Origin of the sequence: Pengzhenrongella frigida, assembly GCF_004168625.1 — a bacterium.
GTDB classification, from domain to species: Bacteria; Actinomycetota; Actinomycetes; order Actinomycetales; family Cellulomonadaceae; genus Pengzhenrongella; species Pengzhenrongella frigida.
Map to the genome: position 1 here is coordinate 60,608 of NZ_SDWW01000002.1, position 21,791 is coordinate 82,398.

The 21,791-nt window shown below is 70.9% G+C and carries 22 protein-coding genes and 4 tRNA genes; 20 read left to right on the plus strand and 6 right to left on the minus strand.

Features of this window, described 5'->3' with window-relative positions; all coding sequences use genetic code 11:
* Positions 1-61 precede the first annotated feature (61 nt).
* Positions 62-742, plus strand: coding sequence for a TetR/AcrR family transcriptional regulator (locus EUA98_RS01075; protein ID WP_130100819.1), 681 nt, complete (start codon positions 62-64; stop codon positions 740-742).
* Between the two features lie 200 nt (positions 743-942).
* On the opposite strand, the gene EUA98_RS01080 is transcribed toward EUA98_RS01075, so the two are convergent.
* From EUA98_RS01080 to EUA98_RS01100, 5 genes are all read right to left on the minus strand, one after another.
* Complete coding sequence (locus EUA98_RS01080) at positions 943-1,347, minus strand: ribosomal maturation YjgA family protein (protein WP_165372676.1); 405 nt, start codon at positions 1,345-1,347, stop codon at positions 943-945.
* Positions 1,348-1,620: 273 nt separating this feature from the next.
* Positions 1,621-2,073 carry a GNAT family N-acetyltransferase gene (locus tag EUA98_RS01085; RefSeq protein ID WP_130100821.1) on the minus strand — a complete coding sequence of 151 codons (453 nt, stop codon included), beginning with the start codon at positions 2,071-2,073 and terminating at the stop codon, positions 1,621-1,623.
* Between the two features lie 609 nt (positions 2,074-2,682).
* Positions 2,683-2,757, minus strand: a tRNA-Val gene (locus EUA98_RS01090).
* Between the two features lie 26 nt (positions 2,758-2,783).
* A tRNA-Cys gene (locus EUA98_RS01095) sits at positions 2,784-2,854 on the minus strand.
* A gap of 56 nt (positions 2,855-2,910) precedes the next feature.
* Positions 2,911-2,982: transfer RNA gene (locus EUA98_RS01100), tRNA-Gly, on the minus strand.
* Between the two features lie 155 nt (positions 2,983-3,137).
* Here EUA98_RS01100 and EUA98_RS01105 point away from each other — a divergent pair.
* Both EUA98_RS01105 and EUA98_RS01110 read left to right on the plus strand, forming a co-directional pair.
* The gene (locus EUA98_RS01105; protein WP_434063464.1) at positions 3,138-4,310 is read left to right on the plus strand and encodes a chorismate-binding protein; all 1,173 of its coding nucleotides are present in this window, start codon (positions 3,138-3,140) and stop codon (positions 4,308-4,310) included.
* 101 nt (positions 4,311-4,411) lie between these two features.
* Entirely contained in the window at positions 4,412-5,287 is an 876-nt protein-coding gene (locus EUA98_RS01110; protein WP_130100822.1) for an aminotransferase class IV, read from the plus strand.
* A 10-nt stretch (positions 5,288-5,297) separates the two neighbouring features.
* Here EUA98_RS01110 and EUA98_RS01115 read toward each other — a convergent pair whose 3' ends face one another.
* A complete protein-coding gene (locus tag EUA98_RS01115) occupies positions 5,298-5,726 on the minus strand; it encodes an SsgA family sporulation/cell division regulator (protein WP_130100823.1) in 429 nt (142 codons plus the stop codon).
* A 176-nt stretch (positions 5,727-5,902) separates the two neighbouring features.
* Between EUA98_RS01115 and EUA98_RS01120 the strand changes: the two genes are divergently transcribed.
* The 17 genes from EUA98_RS01120 to secF all read left to right on the plus strand — a co-directional run bounded on the left by EUA98_RS01120 (position 5,903) and on the right by secF (position 21,748).
* Positions 5,903-5,977: transfer RNA gene (locus EUA98_RS01120), tRNA-Val, on the plus strand.
* A gap of 228 nt (positions 5,978-6,205) precedes the next feature.
* Entirely contained in the window at positions 6,206-8,221 is a 2,016-nt protein-coding gene (gene thrS, locus EUA98_RS01125) for a threonine--tRNA ligase (protein WP_434063462.1), read from the plus strand.
* Positions 8,222-8,231: 10 nt separating this feature from the next.
* Entirely contained in the window at positions 8,232-8,828 is a 597-nt protein-coding gene (locus EUA98_RS01130; RefSeq protein ID WP_434063465.1) for an HIT family protein, read from the plus strand.
* Positions 8,829-8,835: 7 nt separating this feature from the next.
* Entirely contained in the window at positions 8,836-9,444 is a 609-nt protein-coding gene (pgsA, locus tag EUA98_RS01135; protein WP_130100825.1) for a phosphatidylinositol phosphate synthase, read from the plus strand.
* Positions 9,441-10,406, plus strand: coding sequence for a phosphatidylinositol mannoside acyltransferase (locus tag EUA98_RS01140; protein ID WP_130100826.1), 966 nt, complete (start codon positions 9,441-9,443; stop codon positions 10,404-10,406). Before pgsA ends, EUA98_RS01140 begins: the two co-directional genes overlap by 4 nt.
* Positions 10,406-11,644: a glycosyltransferase family 4 protein gene (locus EUA98_RS01145; protein ID WP_130100890.1), complete on the plus strand. Its 1,239-nt coding sequence runs from the start codon at positions 10,406-10,408 to the stop codon at positions 11,642-11,644. Before EUA98_RS01140 ends, EUA98_RS01145 begins: the two co-directional genes overlap by 1 nt.
* A complete protein-coding gene (locus EUA98_RS01150; protein ID WP_130100827.1) occupies positions 11,641-12,354 on the plus strand; it encodes a hypothetical protein in 714 nt (237 codons plus the stop codon). The genes EUA98_RS01145 and EUA98_RS01150 overlap by 4 nt, the downstream gene beginning before the upstream one ends.
* 79 nt (positions 12,355-12,433) lie before the next feature.
* Positions 12,434-13,366, plus strand: a complete 933-nt coding sequence (pdxS, locus tag EUA98_RS01155; RefSeq protein ID WP_130100828.1) for a pyridoxal 5'-phosphate synthase lyase subunit PdxS — start codon at positions 12,434-12,436, stop codon at positions 13,364-13,366.
* Between the two features lie 37 nt (positions 13,367-13,403).
* Positions 13,404-14,009 (plus strand): NUDIX hydrolase, encoded by a 606-nt coding sequence (locus EUA98_RS01160; RefSeq protein WP_130100829.1) that lies wholly within the window; start codon positions 13,404-13,406, stop codon positions 14,007-14,009.
* A gap of 54 nt (positions 14,010-14,063) precedes the next feature.
* Complete coding sequence (pdxT, locus tag EUA98_RS01165) at positions 14,064-14,732, plus strand: pyridoxal 5'-phosphate synthase glutaminase subunit PdxT (protein WP_130100830.1); 669 nt, start codon at positions 14,064-14,066, stop codon at positions 14,730-14,732.
* Positions 14,733-14,735: 3 nt separating this feature from the next.
* Positions 14,736-15,491 (plus strand): YebC/PmpR family DNA-binding transcriptional regulator, encoded by a 756-nt coding sequence (locus EUA98_RS01170; protein ID WP_130100831.1) that lies wholly within the window; start codon positions 14,736-14,738, stop codon positions 15,489-15,491.
* 91 nt (positions 15,492-15,582) lie between these two features.
* Positions 15,583-16,155: a crossover junction endodeoxyribonuclease RuvC gene (gene ruvC, locus EUA98_RS01175; protein WP_130100832.1), complete on the plus strand. Its 573-nt coding sequence runs from the start codon at positions 15,583-15,585 to the stop codon at positions 16,153-16,155.
* Positions 16,156-16,327: 172 nt separating this feature from the next.
* Positions 16,328-16,957, plus strand: coding sequence for a Holliday junction branch migration protein RuvA (gene ruvA, locus EUA98_RS01180; protein ID WP_130100833.1), 630 nt, complete (start codon positions 16,328-16,330; stop codon positions 16,955-16,957).
* Between the two features lie 40 nt (positions 16,958-16,997).
* Positions 16,998-18,044: a Holliday junction branch migration DNA helicase RuvB gene (gene ruvB / locus EUA98_RS01185; protein ID WP_130100891.1), complete on the plus strand. Its 1,047-nt coding sequence runs from the start codon at positions 16,998-17,000 to the stop codon at positions 18,042-18,044.
* A gap of 139 nt (positions 18,045-18,183) precedes the next feature.
* On the plus strand, positions 18,184-18,663 hold the full coding sequence (gene yajC / locus EUA98_RS01190; RefSeq protein WP_130100834.1) for a preprotein translocase subunit YajC: 480 nt from the start codon (positions 18,184-18,186) through the stop codon (positions 18,661-18,663).
* Between the two features lie 104 nt (positions 18,664-18,767).
* The gene (secD, locus tag EUA98_RS01195) at positions 18,768-20,642 is read left to right on the plus strand and encodes a protein translocase subunit SecD (protein ID WP_434063463.1); all 1,875 of its coding nucleotides are present in this window, start codon (positions 18,768-18,770) and stop codon (positions 20,640-20,642) included.
* Positions 20,642-21,748, plus strand: a complete 1,107-nt coding sequence (secF, locus tag EUA98_RS01200; protein WP_130100836.1) for a protein translocase subunit SecF — start codon at positions 20,642-20,644, stop codon at positions 21,746-21,748. The genes secD and secF overlap by 1 nt, the downstream gene beginning before the upstream one ends.
* The last annotated feature ends 43 nt before the right edge of the window (positions 21,749-21,791 follow it).

The following is a 21,791-nucleotide window of genomic DNA, read 5'->3' on the forward strand; positions in this document are numbered from 1 at the left end:
CTGTCAATGGCTGGTGTCCGGTCGAAGTTCGTGAAGCCTGCTAGTGGGGAGGCGAAGGGGAATGTCATCAAGCGAACTGCAGGGCGCGCCCGAGGCCCGTGTTCGGCTCACCAGGGAACGGGTCCTGCGCGCGGCGATCGGTGTCGCCGACGAGCACGGGGCTGGCGCGGTGACCATGCGCGCTGTCGCTACCCAGCTCGGGGTCGAGGCCATGTCGCTCTACAACCACGTGAAGAACAAGGACGCGATCCTCGACGGCATGGTGGACATCGTCGTGGACGAGATCGAGCTGCCCGCCGACGCCGGTGACTGGCGCGAGGCGATGCGGCGCCGCGCAATCTCGGCCCAACGAGTCTTTGCGCGCCATCCGTGGGCGCCACCACTGATGGACTCGCGCACGACCAGCGGCCCGGCCAGGCTGCGCTACTTCGACTGGGTGCTGGGCGTGCTGGTGGACGCCGGGTTCTCACTCGACGTCGCCATCCGCTGCTTCTCCGTCCTCGACAGCTACATCTACGGGTTCGGACGACAGCAGCTCAGCACGACTGCCGGCGAGGCACCGCCGCAGGAGAAGGCCGAAGAGATGCTCTCGGCGGTTCCCGCCGCCGACTTCCCGCACCTGCACCGAATGGTCTTGCGGGCCATGGACGTGGGCTATGACGCGGAGGCCGACTTCGCCTTCGGCCTCGACATCATCCTCGGCGGACTTGCGCAGGTGCTGTCCTCCCAGCGCAACGCCTGACAGCTCCCAGCCGCACTCAACTCGGCCGACATGGATGGTTGCGCTACCCGGCAACTCTCGGAATCTACCGCGACCGACAACACACCCTCACGCACGACCTCTAAGGTTGCGGAGGTTCCAGTACTCACGACCGTTATGTCGCGCTGGGCTTCCGGACAGGCGTCTTGTTGTCACCCGACGTGGCGCTTGACGCGGGCGTCCTAGCTCGTCGTGGTGAGTGCCTGCGTGGAGCGTCCGCGGTCGACGAGCGCCGTGACAACGACTCCAGCTGTGTACGCCGCGAGGTCCACGGGCTCGAAGGTGGTCCCGAGCAGGTAGCGCGCTGGTCCCCACCACTCGACCACGGCGGCGGAGGCTCCGGTGAGCTGCGTGAGCTCGACGGCGACGCACAGTCCGAGCGCGATCGCCGCGACTAACCGGGCGTGCGAGCGTGGCGTGGCGAACGCGACGAGCAGGTAGATCAGTGCCGCGTACATGCCGTCCCCGATCGCGCTTGAGATCGAGCCGTGACCGAGGTTTGTCGCCAGCAGGCCCGCGACGACGACCGTCGCGGCCGCGGCGCTGAGTTGGTATCGGCGTGGCGACGCGCCAAGTGCAGGGGACACGGGGCCAGGGTAGGTCCTCTCAGGTGAGGCGCTGGCTACCGCAAGCTCGGATCGGTCCTGCCCGCTCGTCGGCATGATCTGCGAGGTATTGCCGACGGCCGGGAGCTTTCCAGTTCGTCCCCCCGGCGACCATCGACAACCCGGCACTTGATGACGACAGGAAAGCAGCCTCTCGCTGATGTCTGATAACCAGAGCAGGGCTGCGTTCCCGCCGTTCTGCTCTCGGCTCGCCGCGCCCGATTGCCCAGCGCGAGCCGAGGCGCGCCTGGGCCGTCAGCCGTCAGAGATTGCTTGACGTCCGGCGACAGGTTCGGTCGCCCCGTTCAGGTCGAGAAGCCCGGCGGTGGTGGGCCGGAACCCGCAGGAGTCGCGGTAGAACGACCGCAGGTGCGGCTCGTAGTCGACGTGAAGCCATTGACAGCCAGCACGCTTGGCTTCGGCGGCCGCAATGTGCACGAGCTGGCGACCGATCCGACGCCCTTGGTAGTCGGGATGGACGGTCGTGTCCAGGACGAACGCATGCCCCCCACCGTCCCAGGCGATGTTGACGAAGCCCACGACGGCATCCTCGACGAAGGCGCAGACCCAGGTGAGGCTGTTGCGCTCCAACTGGCGCGACCACCGCCTTACGGACGTCGTGGCGACGGCAAAGGCGCGGTTGTGCAGGTCACTCAAGACCTCGTCATCGACGTCGCAGCGCACCCGGAACACCACGTCAGCCTGCATGTACCCATGATCCCGCACTGGACCGTGGCGGCACAGGTGACCTGACGACAGAAGCAGACATCGGCCTCTCGAGAACTCACGACGGAGACGCTCGCGCGTCTTGCGGCGCCTTCATCGCTCGCGAGTCATCGACGAACCGCCTCGGGCTGCACCTGGCACCCCCGCCGCCCAACAGCACCTTCTGCCACCTATGCGTCGTCCGCAGCGCGAGCGTAGGGGTGTACACCCGTTGCGATCGGCCCGGTGATGACCCCTTCCGTGAGTGGAAAGAGGTCATCACTCGCGTTCGCGTTGCCTCGACTGCTCGTGCCGCCATCCGACGAGTCACTTTGCCGAAACTTGGCCTGTGTGAGCAAGTCTGTTTGTATTCAGCCACGGTTCTAGCTCATGAGAGCCTGCCGAGTGAGCTCACCGGGGCGTTGAGGCACCTCAAAATGAGATGTTCATGCACTCGGTCGAGTCTGCGACGGCCAGCCGCCGCCCGCCCGGGCCGTGATCTCGGCCGAGCTCCCGAGCCGCGTTGCTACATTTTCGGGCTACACGGCGTCTCGGGACGACCGAAAAGGCCATCTCGGATCCCTCCGAAATGGCCTTTGACCTGCGAAAACGTGGTGGGCGATACTGGGATCGAACCAGTGACCTCTTCCGTGTCAGGGAAGCGCGCTACCGCTGCGCCAATCGCCCGTGCATTTACCCATCAATCGATTGCGAGGTGGAGACGGGATTCGAACCCGTGTGCACGGCTTTGCAGGCCGCTGCCTCGCCTCTCGGCCACTCCACCGTACGGCCCGACTCTCTCGCGAGCTCCGGGAAGCCGACCAAGAAATCCGACCACCGAGCGGATGACGGGATTCGAACCCGCGACCCTCACCTTGGCAAGGTGATGCTCTACCACTGAGCCACATCCGCACGACCCTAGGAGGCGAGTCCGTTTCTGGACTCACTCCGCAGGGCGCGTCACAGACATTAGCCGACGTTCGGCGAGACTCCAACTGGACCGCCAGATCCGATCCGGAACGGCCACGGATCGGACCGTGGCATCTCGGTACGGTTGCCCGGTGCCCATCCCCCCCGAACCTTCTGAGTCTGCGGATCGGTCGATCGACGGCGGGTCGGCCTGGTTCGCGGGGGTGCGGGCACGCCGGGTGGTCGAGTGCGTCGATCTCGCCGCTCAGTCTGAGCGCGTGGCCTCCGGGGGCTTCTGGGCGGTCGTCGGCGACTTCGAGGGGCCGGTGCGCGCGTGGCGGTTCGCCGAGGTGACGCGCGACCCGGGGCCGGGGGATCAGATCGCCCACCCGGCGGACGCCCAGCCGGCGTCGGGCACCTGGCGCGGCCCGGCGTCGTCGTCGTGGTCGACGTCCCTCGATCGCCCCACCTACCTGCGCGCCGTCGAGGCGGTCCGCGAGGAGGTCCGGGCCGGCCGGGTCTACCAGGCGAACATCTGTCGGGTGCTCACGGCCCCGCTGGCGGCGTCGCGCGGGGCCGACGGGACTCGGGGCGCTGAGCCCGACGCGGCCGCCCTGGGGCGGGTCCTGGCCGCGGGGAACCCCGCGCCGTATGCGGGCGGGGTGCACATCCCCGCGGCAACGGGCCTGCCCCCGGTGTGGGTGGTCACGGCGTCGCCCGAGCTCTACCTCCGGCTGGACGGCGACATGGTGACCTCCGCGCCGATCAAGGGCACCGGCATCACCGCGACCGACCTGCAGGGCAAGGATCGGGCGGAGAACGTGATGATCACCGACCTCGTGCGCAACGACCTGCAGCGGGTCTGCGCGCCCGGGACGGTCGAGGTCACCTCCCTGCTCCGGGTGGAGCAGCATCCCGGGCTGGTCCATCTGGTCTCGACCGTCCAGGGGCGCCTGTCACCCGAGATCGCTCGCGCACCGGACCGGTGGGCCCGGATCCTCGACGCGACGTTCCCGCCCGGATCGGTGTCCGGCGCTCCGAAGAGCTCGGCGCTCCGAGTGATCGCCGCGCTCGAGACCGCACCCCGCGGTCCCTATTGCGGCGTGGTCGGCTGGATCGACGCGGACGCGGGCCGGGCCGAGCTGGCGGTCGGTATCCGGACGTTTTGGTGGCGGGCCGACGCCGCCGCCGGGTCGCGCACGACTCAGGGCGGCACGCTGAGCTTCGGCACGGGGGCGGGGATCACGTGGGGGAGCGACCCCGCCGCCGAGTGGGCCGAGACCGAGCTCAAGGCGGATCGGCTGATCGCGCTCGCGTCGATGTCGGGCTGACCCGCTCCGCAGAAGGTGGCCACCGTCCCGGGGTCGGGCCGCGGGCGATCGGTCCTGACCTGCGCAGCACGGCGCGCTCGATCTGGGCCACACTGGCCCGCATGGGAGTCGTGATCTGGTCAGACGGGAAGCTCCGAGACGAGCGCGAGGCGGTGGCGACCGCCGTCGACCACGGGTTGACGGTCGGGGACGGCGTGTTCGAGACGTGCGCGGTGATCGACGGGCGCGCGTTCGCGTTGACCCGCCACCTGCGCCGGCTGGCGCGCTCGGCCGCCGGCCTCGGCCTGGCGCCGCCGGACGAGGACGAGGTGCGGGCGGGGATCGACGCCGTGCTGGTTGCCGGCGGGCCCGAGCTCGGGCGGGTGCGCGTCACCGTGACGGCAGGGCCGGGGCCGCTCGGGTCGAACCGCGCGGCGCCAGGGGTGGCCCGGCAGACCGTTCTCGTGCTCGCGGGTCCGGGACCCCGGCCGGAGACGGTCCGGGTGGCGCGCGTGCCGTGGGTGCGCAACGAGCGCTCCGCGGTGGCCGGGCTCAAGACGACGTCGTACGCCGAGAACGTCGTGGCGCTCGCGTACGCCGTCGAACGCGGGGCCGACGAGGCGCTGCTTGCCAACACGGTGGGTGACCTGTGCGAGGGCACCGGCTCCAACGTGTTCGTGGAGCGGGGCGGGGAGCTGCTCACGCCGATGCTGACGAGCGGTTGCCTGGCCGGGATCACCCGCGAGCTGATGCTCGAGTGGGGCCTCGAGGCGGGGCTGCCCGTCCGGGAGTCACGACCGGGGGAGCTCCCGTTCACGGTGCTGGAGGAGGTGCTGGACCACGGGCGCGACGGCGGGACGCGGCTCGCGCTGAGCTCGAGCGTGCGCAATCTCGTGCCGGTGGTGAACCTCGACGGGGTCGAGATCGCGGCCGGACCGCTCAGCCTCCAGGCGCAGCGCCTGTTCCAGGCGAAGGTCGCCGAGGGGATCGACCCGTAGGGCCGGACGGTCAGGCGGTCAGCAGCGCCGCGATCAGGCGGCTGATCTCCGGGTCCATCCGAGTGCTCTCGGCGCCGAACGGCACGAGCTGCTGGGTGGTCGCGACGAACCGCTCGACGGGTTCGGCCGGTGCGGCCAGGAGAGCGTCGCCCTCGACGCCGCTCAGAGAGATCAGGACGTAGGTCGGGTCGGCGTCGCGCCACACCCGGACGTCGCCGGTGCCCGCGGGCGACTCCTGGGTCGCCGCGAGCCCCTGGGCCAGCAGCTCGCGGCCCACGAGCCACGTCGACATGGAGTGGGGGCCCGTGAACGCGGCGCGCACGGTGTACGGGTCGGACGCCCGGAAACCGAGTTCGGCTGTGACCCCGAGCACAGTTGCGTCGGACAGAACCAGCTGCATGGTGACGACTTCCACCACATCGAACGGCCGTGGGGCCATGCGCGGCCTCCTTTTCGCTTCCTCGCAGGATAGATGCCTGCGAGCTCGCAGCGTCCTGATGGTCAGGTGATTCACCCAGTCGCGCGAGGCGACCGAGCGTCAGTTCGGAAAATCCAGTTTCGTTCGATAACCTTCTGCAAGACGTCCTGCGAAGCGAGCTTGTGGCTGAGCCTGACGGGCGATTGGCTCAGCGGTAGAGCGCCTCGTTCACACCGAGGAGGTCACTGGTTCGATCCCAGTATCGCCCACCACCCCCACCCCCGCTCGTCACCCGATCAGGGGTGGACAGCGGCGGGACGAAATCGGTCGATGTCGTCCTCGCAGGTCAGCCACCGCGCGCCAGTGCCTGCTGCACCCCGCACAGCGACGCGGCCGCGAGATTCGCACCACCCGAACGGCCCTGCGCAATGCGTCGGTAGCATCGTCGGTGCGTCCGGAGCGGGCGCATGACGACCGCAAGGAGCCCCACTGTGTCTGCCGTGTCCGCAGAGCCCCTGTCTCTCACCGTCGACGGAGCGCCGGTCACGGTGGAGGCGGGCACGACGGGAGCGGATCTCTACCCCGGCCGCCGCGACGTCGTCGTCGTGCGGGTCGACGGGGAGCTGCGCGACCTGCACCTGCCGGTCGAGGCCGGCACCGTCGTCGAAGGTGTGACGATCGACTCACCCGACGGCCTCGCGGTTCTCCGCCACTCGACCGCGCACGTGCTCGCGCAGGCCGTCCAGCAGCTGCACCCGAGCGCCAAGCTGGGCATCGGCCCGCCGATCACCGACGGCTTCTACTACGACTTCGACGTCGAGACCCCGTTCACCCCCGAGGACCTCAAGGCCCTCGAGAAGGTCATGCAGCGGATCGTCAAGGACGGCCAGACCTTCCACCGCTGGGACGTCACCGAGGCGCAGGCGCACGCCGAGCTCGCCGCGGAGCCGTACAAGCTCGAGCTGATCGGCCTCAAGGGGACCGGGGCGTCCACGACGGCCGAGGACGAGGCCTCGAGCGTCGAGGTCGGCCTCGGGGGCCTGAGCATCTACCAGAACCTCAAGCGCGACGGCGCCGTCGTGTGGCAAGACCTGTGCCGCGGGCCGCACCTGCCGAGCACCAAGCTCATCGCGAACGGTTTCCAGCTCACCCGCAGCGCCGCGGCCTACTGGCGCGGTTCGGAGAAGAACCCCCAGCTCCAGCGGGTCTACGGCACGGCGTGGCCGACCAAGGACGAGCTGCGCGCCCACCTGGAGCGGATCGCCGAGGCCGAGCGCCGCGACCACCGCCGGATCGGCCTCGAGCTGGACCTGTTCTCCTTCCCGGAGGAGCTCGGCTCCGGCCTGCCGGTCTTCCACCCCAAGGGCGGGATCATCCGCAAGGAGATGGAGGACTACTCGCGCGCCAAGCACCTCGAGGCCGGGTACTCGTTCGTCAACACCCCGCACATCACCAAGGGCCACCTCTACGAGATCTCGGGGCACCTGGACTGGTACCGCGACGGCATGTTCCCCCCCATGCACGTCGATGCCGAGCTCAACGAGGACGGCACCGTGCGCAAGGCGGGCCAGGACTACTACCTCAAGCCGATGAACTGCCCGATGCACAACCTGATCTTCTCGTCCCGCGGCCGGTCCTACCGCGAGCTCCCGCTGCGGCTGTTCGAGTTCGGCTCGGTGTACCGCTACGAGAAGTCCGGCGTGATCCACGGCCTGACCCGCGTGCGGGGCATGACCCAGGACGACGCGCACATCTACTGCACGCGCGATCAGATGAAGGACGAGCTCACCAAGACCCTGCAGTTCGTGCTGGACCTGCTCAAGGACTACGGGCTCGACGACTTCTACCTCGAGCTGTCGACCCGCGACCCCGCGAAGTCGGTGGGGAGCGAGGAGATCTGGGACGAGGCGACCCGCACGCTCGAGGAGGTCGCGACGGCGTCGGGCCTGGAGCTCGTGCCGGACCCCGAGGGGGCGGCGTTCTACGGCCCGAAGATCTCGGTCCAGGCCCGCGACGCCATCGGGCGCACGTGGCAGATGTCCACCATCCAGCTCGACTTCAACCTGCCCGAGCGGTTCGAGCTCGAGTACACCGCGAGCGACGGGTCGCGCCAGCGCCCGGTGATGATCCACCGCGCCCTGTTCGGCTCGGTCGAGCGGTTCTTCGCCGTGCTCACCGAGCACTACGCCGGCGCCTTCCCGGCGTGGCTCGCACCCGTCCAGGTCGTGGCCGTGCCTGTCGCCGAGCCGTTCAACGACTACCTGGCCGACGTCGTCGCGCAGCTGCGGGCGCAGGGCATCCGCGCCGACCTCGACCTCAGCGAGGACCGGTTCGGCAAGAAGATCCGCACCGCGAGCACGCAGAAGATCCCGTTCGTGCTGATCGCCGGTGGCGAGGACGTCGAGGCGGGCGCGGTCTCGTTCCGCTACCGCGACGGCCGCCAGGACAACGGCGTGCCGATCGCCGAGGCGATCGAACGGATCGTCGGCGCCGTGCGCGCCCGCGTCCAGGTCTGAGGCCGCGGTGATCGGCTCGGACGACGCCTCCGCGCTGGGCCTTGCGTTCGAGGCCAGCGCGGGGCACCCCGGGGAGTCGGACGGGTTCGAGCGACTCTGGACACCGCACCGGATGGCCTACATCGGCGGTCAGGACCGCCCGGTCGGCGACCAGGCCGAGGTCGACCAGTGCCCGTTCTGCCGGGCACCGACCCTCGACGACGTCGACGGGCTCATCGTCGCCCGGGGCCGCAGCGCGTACGTGGTGCTCAACCTGTACCCGTACAACCCCGGCCACCTGCTGGTCGTGCCCTACCGGCACATCGCCGACTACACCGACCTCACCGCCGAGGAGACCGCCGACGTCGCGGAGCTGACGCAGACCGCGATGCGGGTCGAGCGCGCCGTGGCGGGGCCGCACGGCTTCAACCTGGGCATGAACCAGGGGTCGGCCGCCGGCGCGGGCATCGCGGCGCACCTGCACCAGCACGTGGTGCCCCGGTGGTCCGGCGACGCCAACTTCCTGCCGATCGTGGGTCGCACCAAGGCGATGCCCGAGCTGCTCGGCGACACGCGCGACCGCCTCGCGGCGGCCTGGCCCACCCCTGGGCCGGGAACGAAGGGATGATCACGTCGTGCTGAACCGTTTTCGCGGCCTGATGACGAAAGTCATGACGCCGATCGCCGACCTCCTGCTGCGCCGGGGGATCACGCCCGATGCCGTCACCATCACCGGCACGCTCGCCGTCGTGGTGACCGCGCTGTGGCTCTACCCGACCGGTCACCTGCTCGCGGGCACCCTCGTGATCGCGGTGTTCGTCCTGACGGACTCGCTCGACGGCACGATGGCGCGTCGGTCCGGCCGTTCGAGCAGCTGGGGGGCGTTCCTCGACTCGACGCTCGACCGGTTCGCCGACGCCGCGATCTTCGCCGGCCTGGTGCTGTGGTTCTTCGGGCCCGGTGACGACCGGCTCACGGGCACGCTCGCGCTGGCCTGCCTCGTGCTCGGGTCGATCGTGCCGTACGCGCGGGCCCGCGCCGAGGGGCTGGGGATGACCGCCGCGATCGGGATCGCCGAGCGCGCCGACCGGCTGCTCGCGGTCCTGCTCGCCACCGCGCTGGTCGGGTTCGGGCTGCCGCCGGTCGTGCTCACGGTCACGCTCGCCCTCCTCGCCGTCGCGAGCGCCGTGACGATCGTGCAGCGGATGGCGACCGTCCGGCGCCAGGCCGGGGCGAGCGCGTGAACGCCGGGCGCGCCTTCGCATTCGCCTGGCGGGTGGCCGGGCACCTGCCCGACCCCGTCCTGCGCGCGGTCACGACGATCGGGGCCGACGCCGCCTGGCTCCTGCGGGGCGAGGGCGTGCGTCAGCTCGAACGCAACCTCGCCCGGGTGCGCCCCACCGCGTCCCGGCGCGAGCTGCGCCGGCTCGTTCGCGCGGGGATGCGCTCGTACCTGCGCTACTACGGTGAGGCGTTCGCGGTCCGCTCGTTCACGCCGGCCCAGGTCGCCGCGCGCGTGCGGACGGTCGGCACGGACCCGGTCCGCGCCGACCTCGCGGCGAACCGCACCGTCCTGATGGCGCTCGGGCACCTCGGCAACTGGGACCTCGCGGGGGCCTACGCGACGGTGCACCTCGGGCCGGTCACGACCGTCGCCGAGCGGCTGGAGCCCGAGGAGCTGTTCCAGGAGTTCCTCGAGTTCCGCCAGGGCCTCGGGATGACGATCATCGCCCTGGACGAGACCGGCGGCGGCGACGTGTTCCGCCAGCTCGTGCGCGTCGCACGCGGCGGTCCGACCCTGCTGCCGCTGCTGGCAGACCGCGACCTCACCCGGCACGGCGTCGAGATCGACCTGTTCGGCGAGCGGGCCCGGGTCGCGGCCGGCCCCGCCGCGCTCGCGGTGGCGACCGGTGCGATGTTGGTCCCGACGACGGTCTACTACGAACGGCTCTCCGGGGCCCGACGGCGAGCCGCCGGGTCGCCCTGGGGGATCGTGCTGGACTTCGGGGCGCCGGTGACCGTCCCGACCGACCTGCCGCGCGCCGAGCGGATCGTCGCGGTGACCCAGGCCTGGGTCGACGTCGTGGCGGCGGGGATCGCGACGCACCCGCAGGACTGGCACATGCTGCAGAAGGTCTTCATCGCGGACCTGGACCCCGCGCGCTATGCCGCTTCGCTGGCGAAGGCTCCGGGTGGGGCCTCGTGATGGCGCCCGTCGAGCTGCGGCCGTTGCGCATCGGCATCGTGTGCCCGTACTCGTTCGACGTGCCCGGCGGCGTCCAGTTCCACGTGCGTGACCTGGCGGAGGCGCTGATCGCCCGCGGGCACACCGTCTCGGTCCTGGCCCCGGCCGACGACGACACCCCGATCCCGCCGTACATGACCTCGGCCGGCCGGTCGATCCCGGTGCGGTACAACGGCGCGGTGGCGCGGATGACGTTCGGTCCGGTGACGGCGGCGCGGGTGCGTCGCTGGCTCGCGGCCGGCGAGTTCGACATCCTGCACCTGCACGAGCCGGTCACGCCGAGCCTGGGGATGCTCGCCCTGTGGATCGCGGACGGGCCGATCGTCGCGACGTTCCACACCGCGCTGATCCGCTCGCGCCCGCTGCAGATGGTGTACCCGCTGGTCCGGCAGAGCATGGAGAAGATCTCCGCGCGCATCGCCGTGTCCGAGGATGCTCGCCGCACGCTGGTCGAGCACCTGGGCGGGGACGCCGTCGTGATCCCGAACGGGGTCTACGTGGACCAGTTCACGAGCGCCGAGCCCGACCCGCGGTGGACCGGCACGCCGTCGGCGCCGACGATCGCGTTCCTCGGCCGTCTGGACGAGCCCCGCAAGGGCCTGCCGGTGCTGTTCGGGGCGGTCTCCGAGGTGCTCAAGAGCTGTCCCGGTGCGCGCTTCCTCATCGCCGGGACGGGGGAGACCGGGCCGGACCAGGCGCGTGAGCTGCTCGGCGACGACGCCGCCGCGGTGGAGTTCCTCGGCGCGATCACCGACGACGAGAAGGCCGCTCTGCTGCGTTCCGTCGACATCTACTGCGCCCCCCAGATCGGCGGGGAGAGCTTCGGGATCGTGCTGGTCGAGGCCATGAGCGCCGGCGCGGCCGTGGTCGCCAGCGACCTCGGCGCGTTCCGCCGCGTGCTCGACGAGGGCGCGGCCGGCACGCTGTTCCACCAGGGCGACTCGGGCGACCTGGCACGCACGCTGATCCGCGTCCTGGCCGACGACGAGGTCCGGGCCGGGACCGTCGAGCGTGGCTTGCAGGTGGTGCGCCGGTACGACTGGGCCTCGGTGACGAGCGAGATCCTCACGGTCTACGAGATGGTCCTCGACTCCGGCGAGCTCGAGGGGAAGCCCCGCCGGCGCGTGGGGGAGGATCCCTCGTCGCTGCGCGGCGCCCTGGGCCGACTGGTTCGGCGTGACGCCGGTGCGGACGAATGACCGCCGACACGTGGTTCCTCGTCATCGCCGGACTGATCCTGCTGCTCGGCTGGGCGGCGTGGGTGGCCGCATCGCGGCTCGACCGGCTGCACCGCAAGGTGGCCGCGTCCCAGGCGGTGCTCGACCGGCAGCTGGTGCGGCGGGCGACCGTCGCGGTCGAGCTGGCGTCGGCCGGCCTGATGGATCCGGTCAGCTCGCTGCTGGTCGGCGAGGCCGCGCTCGCAGCGCTCGAGCTCAGCGGGCGCGGGACGGACACGCTCAGTCTCCGCGTCCCCGACCTGGCCGAGCTGATGCGTGAGACGACCGAGGCGTCGTCGTACCTGGGCATGAGCGGAGTGCTCGTGAGCGCGGACGGCGCGGGCGTCCTGCCCGGGGCCGCGCTCGTCGTCGACCGCGGACTGGTCGAGAGCGAGCTGTCCTCGACGCTGCGCGCCGCCCTGGAGGACGCGACGGAGGTGGCGATCCTGCGCGAGGAACCGGGCGGGTCCGACCTCGTCGACGCCCTCGCCGCCGCGTGGTACCGGGTCCAGCTCGCACGCCGGTTCCACAACGAGGCGGTCGCCCAGACCCAACGCGCGCGGCGCCAACGCGTGGTCCGCTACTTCCGTCTCGCCGGGCGGGCGCCGGTCCCCGAGCCGCTCGAGTTCGACGACGCCTGGCCGGAGGGTCTGGGTCGGCCCGGCGCCTCCGCGCCGACGCCCTCGGTCTAGGATGAACCGGTTGCGAAACCCTGTTTCGCCGTCGTCGATGTGCCCGAACCCTTCCCGATCCCCTTCTGTGAGGCCTGCAGTGACCAGCGAGAACAGCCAGAACCCTGTTGCCGATTCCGCCTCCGCAGCGGGTGCGGTCGGCACCGGCAAGGTCAAGCGCGGCATGGCTGAGATGCTCAAGGGCGGCGTCATCATGGACGTGGTCACCGCTGCGCAGGCCCGGATCGCTGAGGACGCCGGTGCCGTCGCGGTCATGGCCCTCGAGCGGGTTCCGGCGGACATCCGGGCGCAGGGCGGCGTGGCGCGGATGAGCGACCCCGACCTGATCGACGCCATCATCGCCGAGGTCTCCATCCCGGTCATGGCCAAGGCCCGGATCGGCCACTTCGTCGAGGCCCAGGTGCTGCAGAGCCTCGGGGTCGACTACATCGACGAGTCCGAGGTCCTGACCCCGGCCGACTACGCGCACCACATCGACAAGTGGAAGTTCACTGTCCCGTTCGTGTGCGGGGCGACGAACCTCGGCGAGGCGCTGCGCCGGATCACCGAGGGCGCGGCCATGATCCGCTCCAAGGGCGAGGCCGGCACCGGCGACGTGTCCAACGCCACCACCCACATGCGCACGCTGCGCGACCAGATCCGCCACCTCACCTCGCTGCCGGAGGACGAGCTGTACCTGGCTGCCAAGGAGCTCGGCGCACCGTACGAGCTCGTCAAGGAGGTCGCCCGCGCGGGCAAGCTCCCCGTCGTGCTCTTCACCGCCGGTGGGATCGCCACGCCGTCCGACGCCGCGATGATGATGCAGCTCGGCGCCGAAGGGGTGTTCGTCGGTTCGGGCATCTTCAAGTCGGGCAACCCCGAGGAGCGCGCGGTCGCGATCGTCAAGGCGACCACGTTCTTCGACGACCCGAGCGTGATCGCCAAGGTCTCGCGCGGGCTCGGCGAGGCCATGGTCGGGATCAACGTCGCCGACATCCCCGAGCCGCACCGGCTCGCCGAGCGCGGTTGGTGACGATCGAGGGGCGGATCGGGCGAACGGGCGGCCTCCGGTGACGGGTGCGCACGGCCCGGTCCACCAGCTCGGCCCGGAGTGGGAGGTGGGCTCCGACGGGGTGCGGTTCCGGCTCGCCGCCCGGGTGATCCTGCTGGATGCTGACGACCGCGTCCTGCTGCTGCACGGGTGCGACGTCGACCAGCGCGAGCGGTCCTGGTGGTTCACCGTCGGCGGCGGGATCGATCCGGGGGAGTCCCAGCGCGACGCGGCTGCGCGCGAGCTGTTCGAGGAGACCGGGATCACGCTGGACCCCGCGGTTCTTGTCGGACCGGTCTACGCGCGCGTGGCGGTGTTCGACTTCTTCCGGGAGAGCTGCCGGCAGGAGGAGGTCTTCTTCCTCGGCCGGTACCACGGCGCGGTGGGTGGGGCCGCGGTGGCCGACGGCGACGTGGGTCGCGACGGTGCCGGCGCACCGGTCGACCTCGGGTTCAGCCGCGACGGCTGGACCGAGATCGAGGTCGATACCATCGACGAGCTCCGCTGGTGGGATCTGGACGCGCTGGAGGCGCTCGACGAAGAGGTCTTCCCCGCGCGCCTGCCCACGCTCGTGCGCGAGCTGCTCGGCGGCTGGGACGGCGTCACCCGGTCGCTCGAGGGCTGACGCGCCGAGGCGGGCCGCGCAGCAGTGCGCCGCACGGCCGTAGAGTGCACGGTCGTGAAGCCCACGATCGGTGTCCTGGCCCTGCAGGGCGATGTCCGCGAGCACGTGCTCGCCCTCGAGGCGTCGGGTGCGGACGCGGTCCTGGTGCGTCGAGCACGAGAGCTCGAAGACATCGACGGGCTCGTCATCCCCGGTGGGGAGTCCACGACGATCGACAAGCTGCTGCGGGCGTTCGAGCTGTTCGAGCCGCTCCAGGAGCGCCTCCGGGCGGGGCTGCCGGCCTACGGCTCGTGCGCGGGAATGATCCTGCTCGCGGATCGGGTGCTCGGGGGCATCGCGGGCCAGCGCACCCTGGGCGGGCTGGACATCACCGTGCGACGGAACGCGTTCGGCCGACAGGTCGACTCGTTCGAGACCGACCTCACCATCGACGGGATCCCGGGCGACCCGGTGCACGCGGTATTCATCCGGGCGCCGTGGGTGGAGCAGGTCGGCCCGCGCGCCGAGGTCCTGTCCGCGGTCTCCGGTGGTCCCGCCGCCGGTAGGATCGTTGCTGTGCGGCAGGGCGGACTGCTGGCGACCTCGTTCCACCCGGAGGTCACCGGCGACACGCGCGTCCACAAACTGTTCGTACAGATCGTCCGTGACGCACTCCAGGTGCGAGCGCTCGACCTGAAGGTCGGCGCCACCGGGGTCGTCACAGCGGAAACGAAGGGTAGCTAATCGATGTCGGGTCACTCCAAGTGGGCCACCACCAAGCACCAGAAGGCCGTCGTCGACGCCAAGCGGAGCAAGCTCTTCGCGAAGCTGGTCAAGAACATCGAGGTCGCCGTACGTACCGGCGGCCCCGACATGGCCGGCAACCCGACGCTGGTCGACGCGGTGCAGAAGGCCAAGAAGCAGTCGGTCCCGAACGAGAACATCGACCGGGCCCTCAAGCGTGGGTCCGGCCAGGAGGCCGGCGCCGACTACCAGTCGATCATGTACGAGGGCTACGGCCCCGGCGGGATCGCGGTGCTGGTCGAGTGCCTCACGGACAACCGCAACCGGGCCGCATCCGACGTGCGCGTGGCGTTCACCCGCAACGGTGGGTCGCTCGCCGATCCCGGGTCCGTCGCCTACCTGTTCAGCCGCAAGGGCGTCATCATCGTGCCCAAGGACAACGGCCTCACCGAGGACGCGGTGCTCGACGCGGTGCTCGACGCCGGCGCCGACGAGGTCAACGACCTCGGCGAGGTGTTCGAGGTGGTCTCGGAGGCGAAGGATCTGGTGCTGGTCCGCACGGCCCTGCAGGCCGCGAAGATCGACTACGACTCCGCCGACAGCCAGTTCGTCGCCGCCCTGCAGATCGAGGTCGACGCCGACGGCGCCCGCCGGATCCTGCGCCTCATCGACTCGCTCGAGGACAGCGACGACGTCCAGAACGTCTTCGCCAACTTCGACGCCTCGGACGAGGTCATGGCGGAGCTCCAGGCCGAGTAGCGGCCGGGGCCGGTCCGGTCTGTTCGAGCCGGCGCGCCCGGCCGCGGCGTGGGGGCACGGCCGAGCGCCTCTGCCCTGCGAGCATGTGCGCGTGCGCGTTCTTGGAGTTGACCCGGGCCTGACCCGCTGCGGGCTCGGTGTGGTCGACTCGCTGCCGGGGCGGCGGGCCGCGCTCGTGGCGGTGGGCGTCGCCCGGTCCTCGACGGAGGACGACATCGACCGTCGACTTCTCGCGATCGCCGAGCAGATCGACGAGTGGATCGACCTGCAGGCCCCCGACGTCGTCGCGGTCGAGCGCGTCTTCGCCCAGCACAACGTCAGCACGGTGATGGGCACCGCCCAGGTGGCCGGGATCGCGATGCTCGCGGCTGCCCGACGCCGGATCCCGGTCGCCCTGCACACACCGAGCGAGGTCAAGGCCGCGGTCACCGGGTCGGGACGCGCCGAGAAGGCGCAGGTCCAGACGATGGTGGCCAAGATCCTCGGGCTCGCCGAGGTCCCGCGACCGGCCGATGCCGCCGACGCGTTGGCGCTGGCGATCTGCCACCTGTGGCGACCGGCCGGCGCCCTGGCCGCACCGCAGCGGTCCCTGCAGGCCATGACGAGTGCGCAACGGACCTGGGCCGCGGCCGAGCACGCGGCCCGCCGGCCGACTCGCGGCTAGCAGCCCGGCTGGCACGGCCCGTGCGGCGCGTCGGCCGGTCCGGTGTCGGTGCTCCTTGTTACGGTGGGATCCGTTCGTACAGGTGTTCGCCTGGCTCGTTGTTCCTGGTCTCGTTCTTGTTGGTCTTTGACCTCTCTGTCTTGGGCAGTCTTCGTGGTGGAAGGAGTGTGGCGTGATCGCCTCGGTTCGCGGCACGGTGCAGGCGGTGCGGCTCGACGCTGTGATCGTCGAGGTCGGCGGGGTCGGCATGCTCGTCCACGCGACGCCGGCGACCCTTGCAGGCCTGCGGGTGGGCGCCACGACGCTGCTGTCCACGTCCCTGGTCGTCCGGGAGGACTCGCTGACCCTGTACGGGTTCGGCGATCCCGACGAGCTGGCGGTCTTCGAGATCGTGCAGACGGTCTCGGGCGTCGGACCTCGCCTCGCGCTGGCGATGCTCGCGGTGCACAGTCCGGATGGTCTGCGGCGCGCCGTCGCGGGCGAGGACCTGGTTGCCCTCAAGCGGGTCCCCGGGATCGGGCACAAGGGGGCCCAGCGGATCGTGCTCGAGCTCGGCGACCGGCTCGGCGCGGCGTCCGGTCCGGGCGCCGACAGCTCGAGCCCGCTCGCCGCCGCACCGGCCGACCGCCGGACCGAGGTGGTCGATGCGCTCGTCGGCCTGGGCTGGAACGCCAAGGCGGCCGACGACGCCGTGACGGGCGTCCTCGCGAGCAGCCCCGAGCTGGCGGCTCCGGTCAGCGATCTCGAGGTGGCCGCCGTGCTGCGGGCCGCGCTGCGGTCCCTAGGATCTGGCCGTGGCTGAGCACCCCCGGGAACACGTGGACCTCGATCGCTCCGGCGACCTGGAGGACTCCTCGGACGACGCGGTCACCACGGAGCGGCTCGTCCGGCCGGGAGCCGACGACGTCGAGCGGGCGGCCGAGGCTGCCTTGCGGCCGCGCCGGTTCGACGAGTTCGTCGGGCAGCGGGTCGTGCGCGACCAGCTCTCCCTCGTGCTCGAGGCCGCGGTCCAACGGGGACGCGCCCCCGACCATGTGCTGCTGTCCGGTCCGCCCGGGCTCGGCAAGACGACCCTGGCCATGATCATCGCCGCCGAGCTCGGCGCCCCGCTCCGGGTGACCTCGGGGCCGGCGATCCAGCACGCGGGCGATCTGGCGGCCGTGCTGTCCTCGCTCGAGGAGGGCGAGGTGCTCTTCCTGGACGAGATCCATCGGCTCGCCCGTCCCGCCGCCGAGCTGCTGTACGTCGCGATGGAGGACTTCCGGGTCGACGTCATCGTCGGCAAGGGGGCGGGCGCCAGCGCCATCCCGCTCGCGCTGCCGCCGTTCACCGTCGTCGGCGCGACGACCCGGGCCGGACTTCTGCCGGCGCCGCTGCGCGATCGGTTCGGGTTCACCGGGCACCTCGACTTCTATGCGATCGACGAGCTCGAGCGCGTGCTGGTGCGGTCGGCGGGGCTGCTCGGCGTCGAGCTGAAGGCTGACGCGGGCTACGAGATCGCCTCGCGGTCGCGGGGCACACCCCGGATCGCCAACCGGCTGCTGCGCCGCGTCCGCGACTGGGCGCAGGTGCGCGGTGACGGTCGGCTGGACCTCGCGGCGGCGAACGCCGCGCTGACGGTGTACGAGGTGGACGCGCTCGGGCTCGATCGGCTCGACCGGTCTGTTCTGGTCGCGCTGTGCACCCGATTCGGTGGGGGACCCGTGGGCCTGACCACGCTCGCCGTGGCCGTCGGCGAGGAGCCGGAGACGGTCGAGACCGTCGCTGAGCCGTTCCTCGTCCGCGAGGGGCTGATCGGGCGGACCGCGCGCGGTCGGGTGGCGATGCCCACCGCGTGGGAGCACCTGGGGCTGACTCCGCCGCCATTGAGTGGCACGCTGGTGTTCTGATCTGGTGCTCGTTCGCCTGGCAATCGGGTACACCGGCCCAGGTCCGGGAACGCCGCGCGGCCGGGGGTCGTTGGGCTTCCCGAGACATGGCGCCTAGACTGCCGCCGACATCCACAAGGACCCGGAGACGTACCACCCCATGGACCCTTCCTTCATCATCATCATCGCGCTGGCATTCGGTGCGATGTGGCTCATGTCGAGTCGGACGCGCAAGCAGCAGCGGGCGGCGGGTGACTTCCGTGCCAACCTCGAGGTGGGCAACGAGGTCATGACCGGCTCGGGGCTGTTCGGCACGATCGTCGAGATCGATGGCGACACGATCACGCTCGAGTCCACGCCCGGCAACGAGAGCCGCTGGATCCGCGCCGCGATCGCCAAGCTCGTTGAGCTCCCCCCGGTCGACGAAGACGCCGAAGACGCCGAGGACGACGACGAGGACTACCTCGACGAGGACGAGGCCGACTCCGACCTGGACGACTCCGACCTGGACGACTCCGACGACGACGTCCTCGCAGCCGACGCTGATGGCGCCACCACGGACGACGACGCGATCGTCGTTCCCGACGACCTGTCCTCCCTCGCCGAACCCCGCAAGGACGACGACACCGATAAGTTGTGAGCTGATCTGCCGTCGTCGTCCCTCGGGACGACGACGGCCCATCGCCCACGTCCCCCCACCGCCCGCCGTTCGCGGGTGGTGCGCGCATGAGAAGAGAAACTCCGTTGGCTGCCACACCCCGCCGGTCCAGGCCTATCCGGACGCTGGTGACGTTCGCCGTCATCACCGCCGCCTTGTTCGGTTCGCTCGTCGCGGGGACGTTCCTGTCCGACGCGACGATGACGCCGAAGCTTGCCCTCGACCTCGAGGGCGGGACGCAGCTGATCCTCAAGCCGGTCGCCACCGGGGACACCGAGATCACGAGCGAGACGATCGCCGAGGCGATCCGGATCATCCGTCAGCGGGTCGACTCGTCGGGTGTGGCCGAGGCGGAGATCACCAGCCAGGGCGGCAGCAACATCGTCGTCGCGCTGCCCGGCACCCCGGACAAGGCGACGCTCGACCTCGTGCGCACCTCGGCGCAGATGCGGTTCCGTCCCGTGCTCGCCATCGGCGCACCCGCGGTGGTCGAACCGGCCGCCGACGCCACGCCGATCACGCCCAAGGCGGCACCGGACTCGCCGAGCGACGCCGCGTACTACGTCACCGATGCGGTCCTCGCCGAGTTCAACGCGCTCGACTGCGCTGACCCGGCGAACCTCGCGGGCGGGGAGAGCGGCGCGGATGACGCGGCGTTCGTCACCTGCGACGCCGACGGCACCGCCAAGTACATCCTCGGTCCGGTCGAGATCCAGGGGAACGAGATCAGCACGGCCAACTCGGGGCAGCGCACGTCGCCGTCCGGCGCGGTCACCGGCGAGTGGGTCGTGAACATCGAGTTCACGAGCGACGGTCGCCCGGTCTTCCGCGACGTGACCACCCGGTTGCAGGCCCTGACCTCGCCGCAGAACCAGTTCGCGATGGTGCTCGACGGCCTCGTGATCTCGGCGCCGTCCCTGGCTCCCGGCGTCATCATCTCGGACGGCAAGGCGGAGATCTCCGGCACGTTCACCCGGGTGACCGCTGCCTCGCTCGCCAACCAGCTCAACTTCGGTGCGCTGCCGCTCACCTTCCAGGTGCAGAGCGAAGAGCAGATCTCGGCGACCCTGGGGTCCGAGCAGCTCCAGAAGGGGCTGCTTGCCGGCCTGATCGGGCTCCTGCTCGTGGTGGTCTACTCGCTCTTCCAGTACCGCGCCCTCGGTCTGGTCACGGTCGCGTCCCTCGTGATCTCCGCCGTGCTGGTCTACGGCGTGATCACGCTGCTCTCCTGGTTGCAGGGCTACCGCCTGAGCCTGCCCGGGGTCGCGGCCCTGATCGTCGCGATCGGGATCATCGCGGACTCCTTCATCGTCTACTTCGAACGTGTCCGGGACGAGCTGCGCGACGGTCGCAGCCTCGTCGGTGCCGTCGACAAGGGCTGGGATCGTGCGCGCCGCACGATCCTCGCGTCCGACGCCGTCAACTTCCTCGCGGCGATCGTGCTGTACTTCCTCGCCGTCGGCGGGGTTCGCGGGTTCGCGTTCACCCTCGGGCTGACCACGATCATCGACCTCGTGGTGGTGTTCCTGTTCACGCATCCGGTGATGCTGCTCCTGGCGCGCACCAAGTTCTTCGGTGAGGGTCACAAGTTCTCCGGGCTCGACCCGCGCCGGCTCGGTGCGACCGGACCGCGGTACGCCGGCCGGGGTAAGGTCTCCGCGCCCTCGAGCGCCGCGAGCCCGGGTGCTGCGCCGTCGGACGATCAGCCGCACGACACGCTGCTCGACGCCCCCGTGCCGGTCGGCGCGCGCGTCGCCGGTGGATTCGGGGACGACTCCCCGCGGCAGACGATCGCCGAGCGCCGCGCAGCCCAGCGCGCCGCGGAGCTCGGGGATGCCGAGGACGGCGCGACCGACCCGGCCGACGCGAGCCCGAGCGCCGGTACGACGTCGGCCGATGGGCCGCCGACCGGCGACCCGGCCGCGCCGACCGATCCGAGCACCGAGAGGAACGAGTCCTGATGGCCTCCGGATTCGCCCAGTGGGGCAACGACCTGCACACCGGTCGCAAGTCGTACAACATCGTCGGACGCCGTCGTACCTGGTACGGCATCGCGATCTTGGCGGTGCTCGCCTCGGTCCTCCTGCTCAGCGTGAAGGGGCTCAACCCGGGCATCGAGTTCCGGGGGGGATCGCAGTTCACGATCTCCGGGGCCTCATCGATCGAGCAGCAGCCCGCCATCGACGCGGTCGCGTCCATCGCCCCTGCGGAGTCGCCGCGGGTCTCCTCGATCGGCAGCTCCGCGGTGCGGGTGCAGACCGCGGAGCTCACCACGGACGAGGTCGCCGCGGTCCGGGACGCCCTCGCGGTCGCCTACGACGTGCCGGTGGAGGACGTGGCGAGCTCGTTCATCGGACCGTCCTGGGGTGCGGACGTGTCGAGCAAGGCCATCACCGGCCTGATCGTGTTCCTGGTCCTGGTGTCGGTCGTCATGACGATCTACTTCCGTGCCTGGCGGATGGCGGCGGCGGCGCTGATCGCGCTGGGCAACGACCTCATCCTCACCGTCGGCGTGTACGCGCTCATCGGCTGGGAGGTCACGCCCGCGACGGCGATCGGTTTCCTGACGATCCTCGGCTACTCGATCTACGACACCGTCGTGGTGTTCGACAAGGTGCGCGAGAACACGGCCGGGGTGCTGGACCAGTCCCGGTCCACCTACGCCGAGCTGGCCAACCTTGCGGTCAACCAGACGCTCGTGCGGTCGATCAACACGTCCGTCGTCGCGTTGCTCCCGGTCAGCGCGATCCTGTTCGTCGGGACGTTCATCCTCGGCGCGGGTACGTTGCGCGACATCTCGCTCGCGCTGTTCGTCGGGATGTTCGTCGGCACGTTCTCGTCGATCTTCCTGGCGACGCCCCTCGAGGTGACCTTCCGTGAGCGTGAGCCGCGGATGCTCGCGCACACGAAGAAGATCCACGAGCTGCGGGCCGCGGCCGCGGCCGTCGGCACCCCCACCGAGGCCGGTGCGCTGGCGGGCGTCGCGGCGTACGGTGCGCACCTGCTGCCGGGTCAGCACCAGGGCACGGCGGCGCAGCCGAAGCGCCGCAAGTCCGGGAAGAAGTAGACCGGTGGCTGATGACGTGCTGACAACTGGCGGTCCGGTGCTG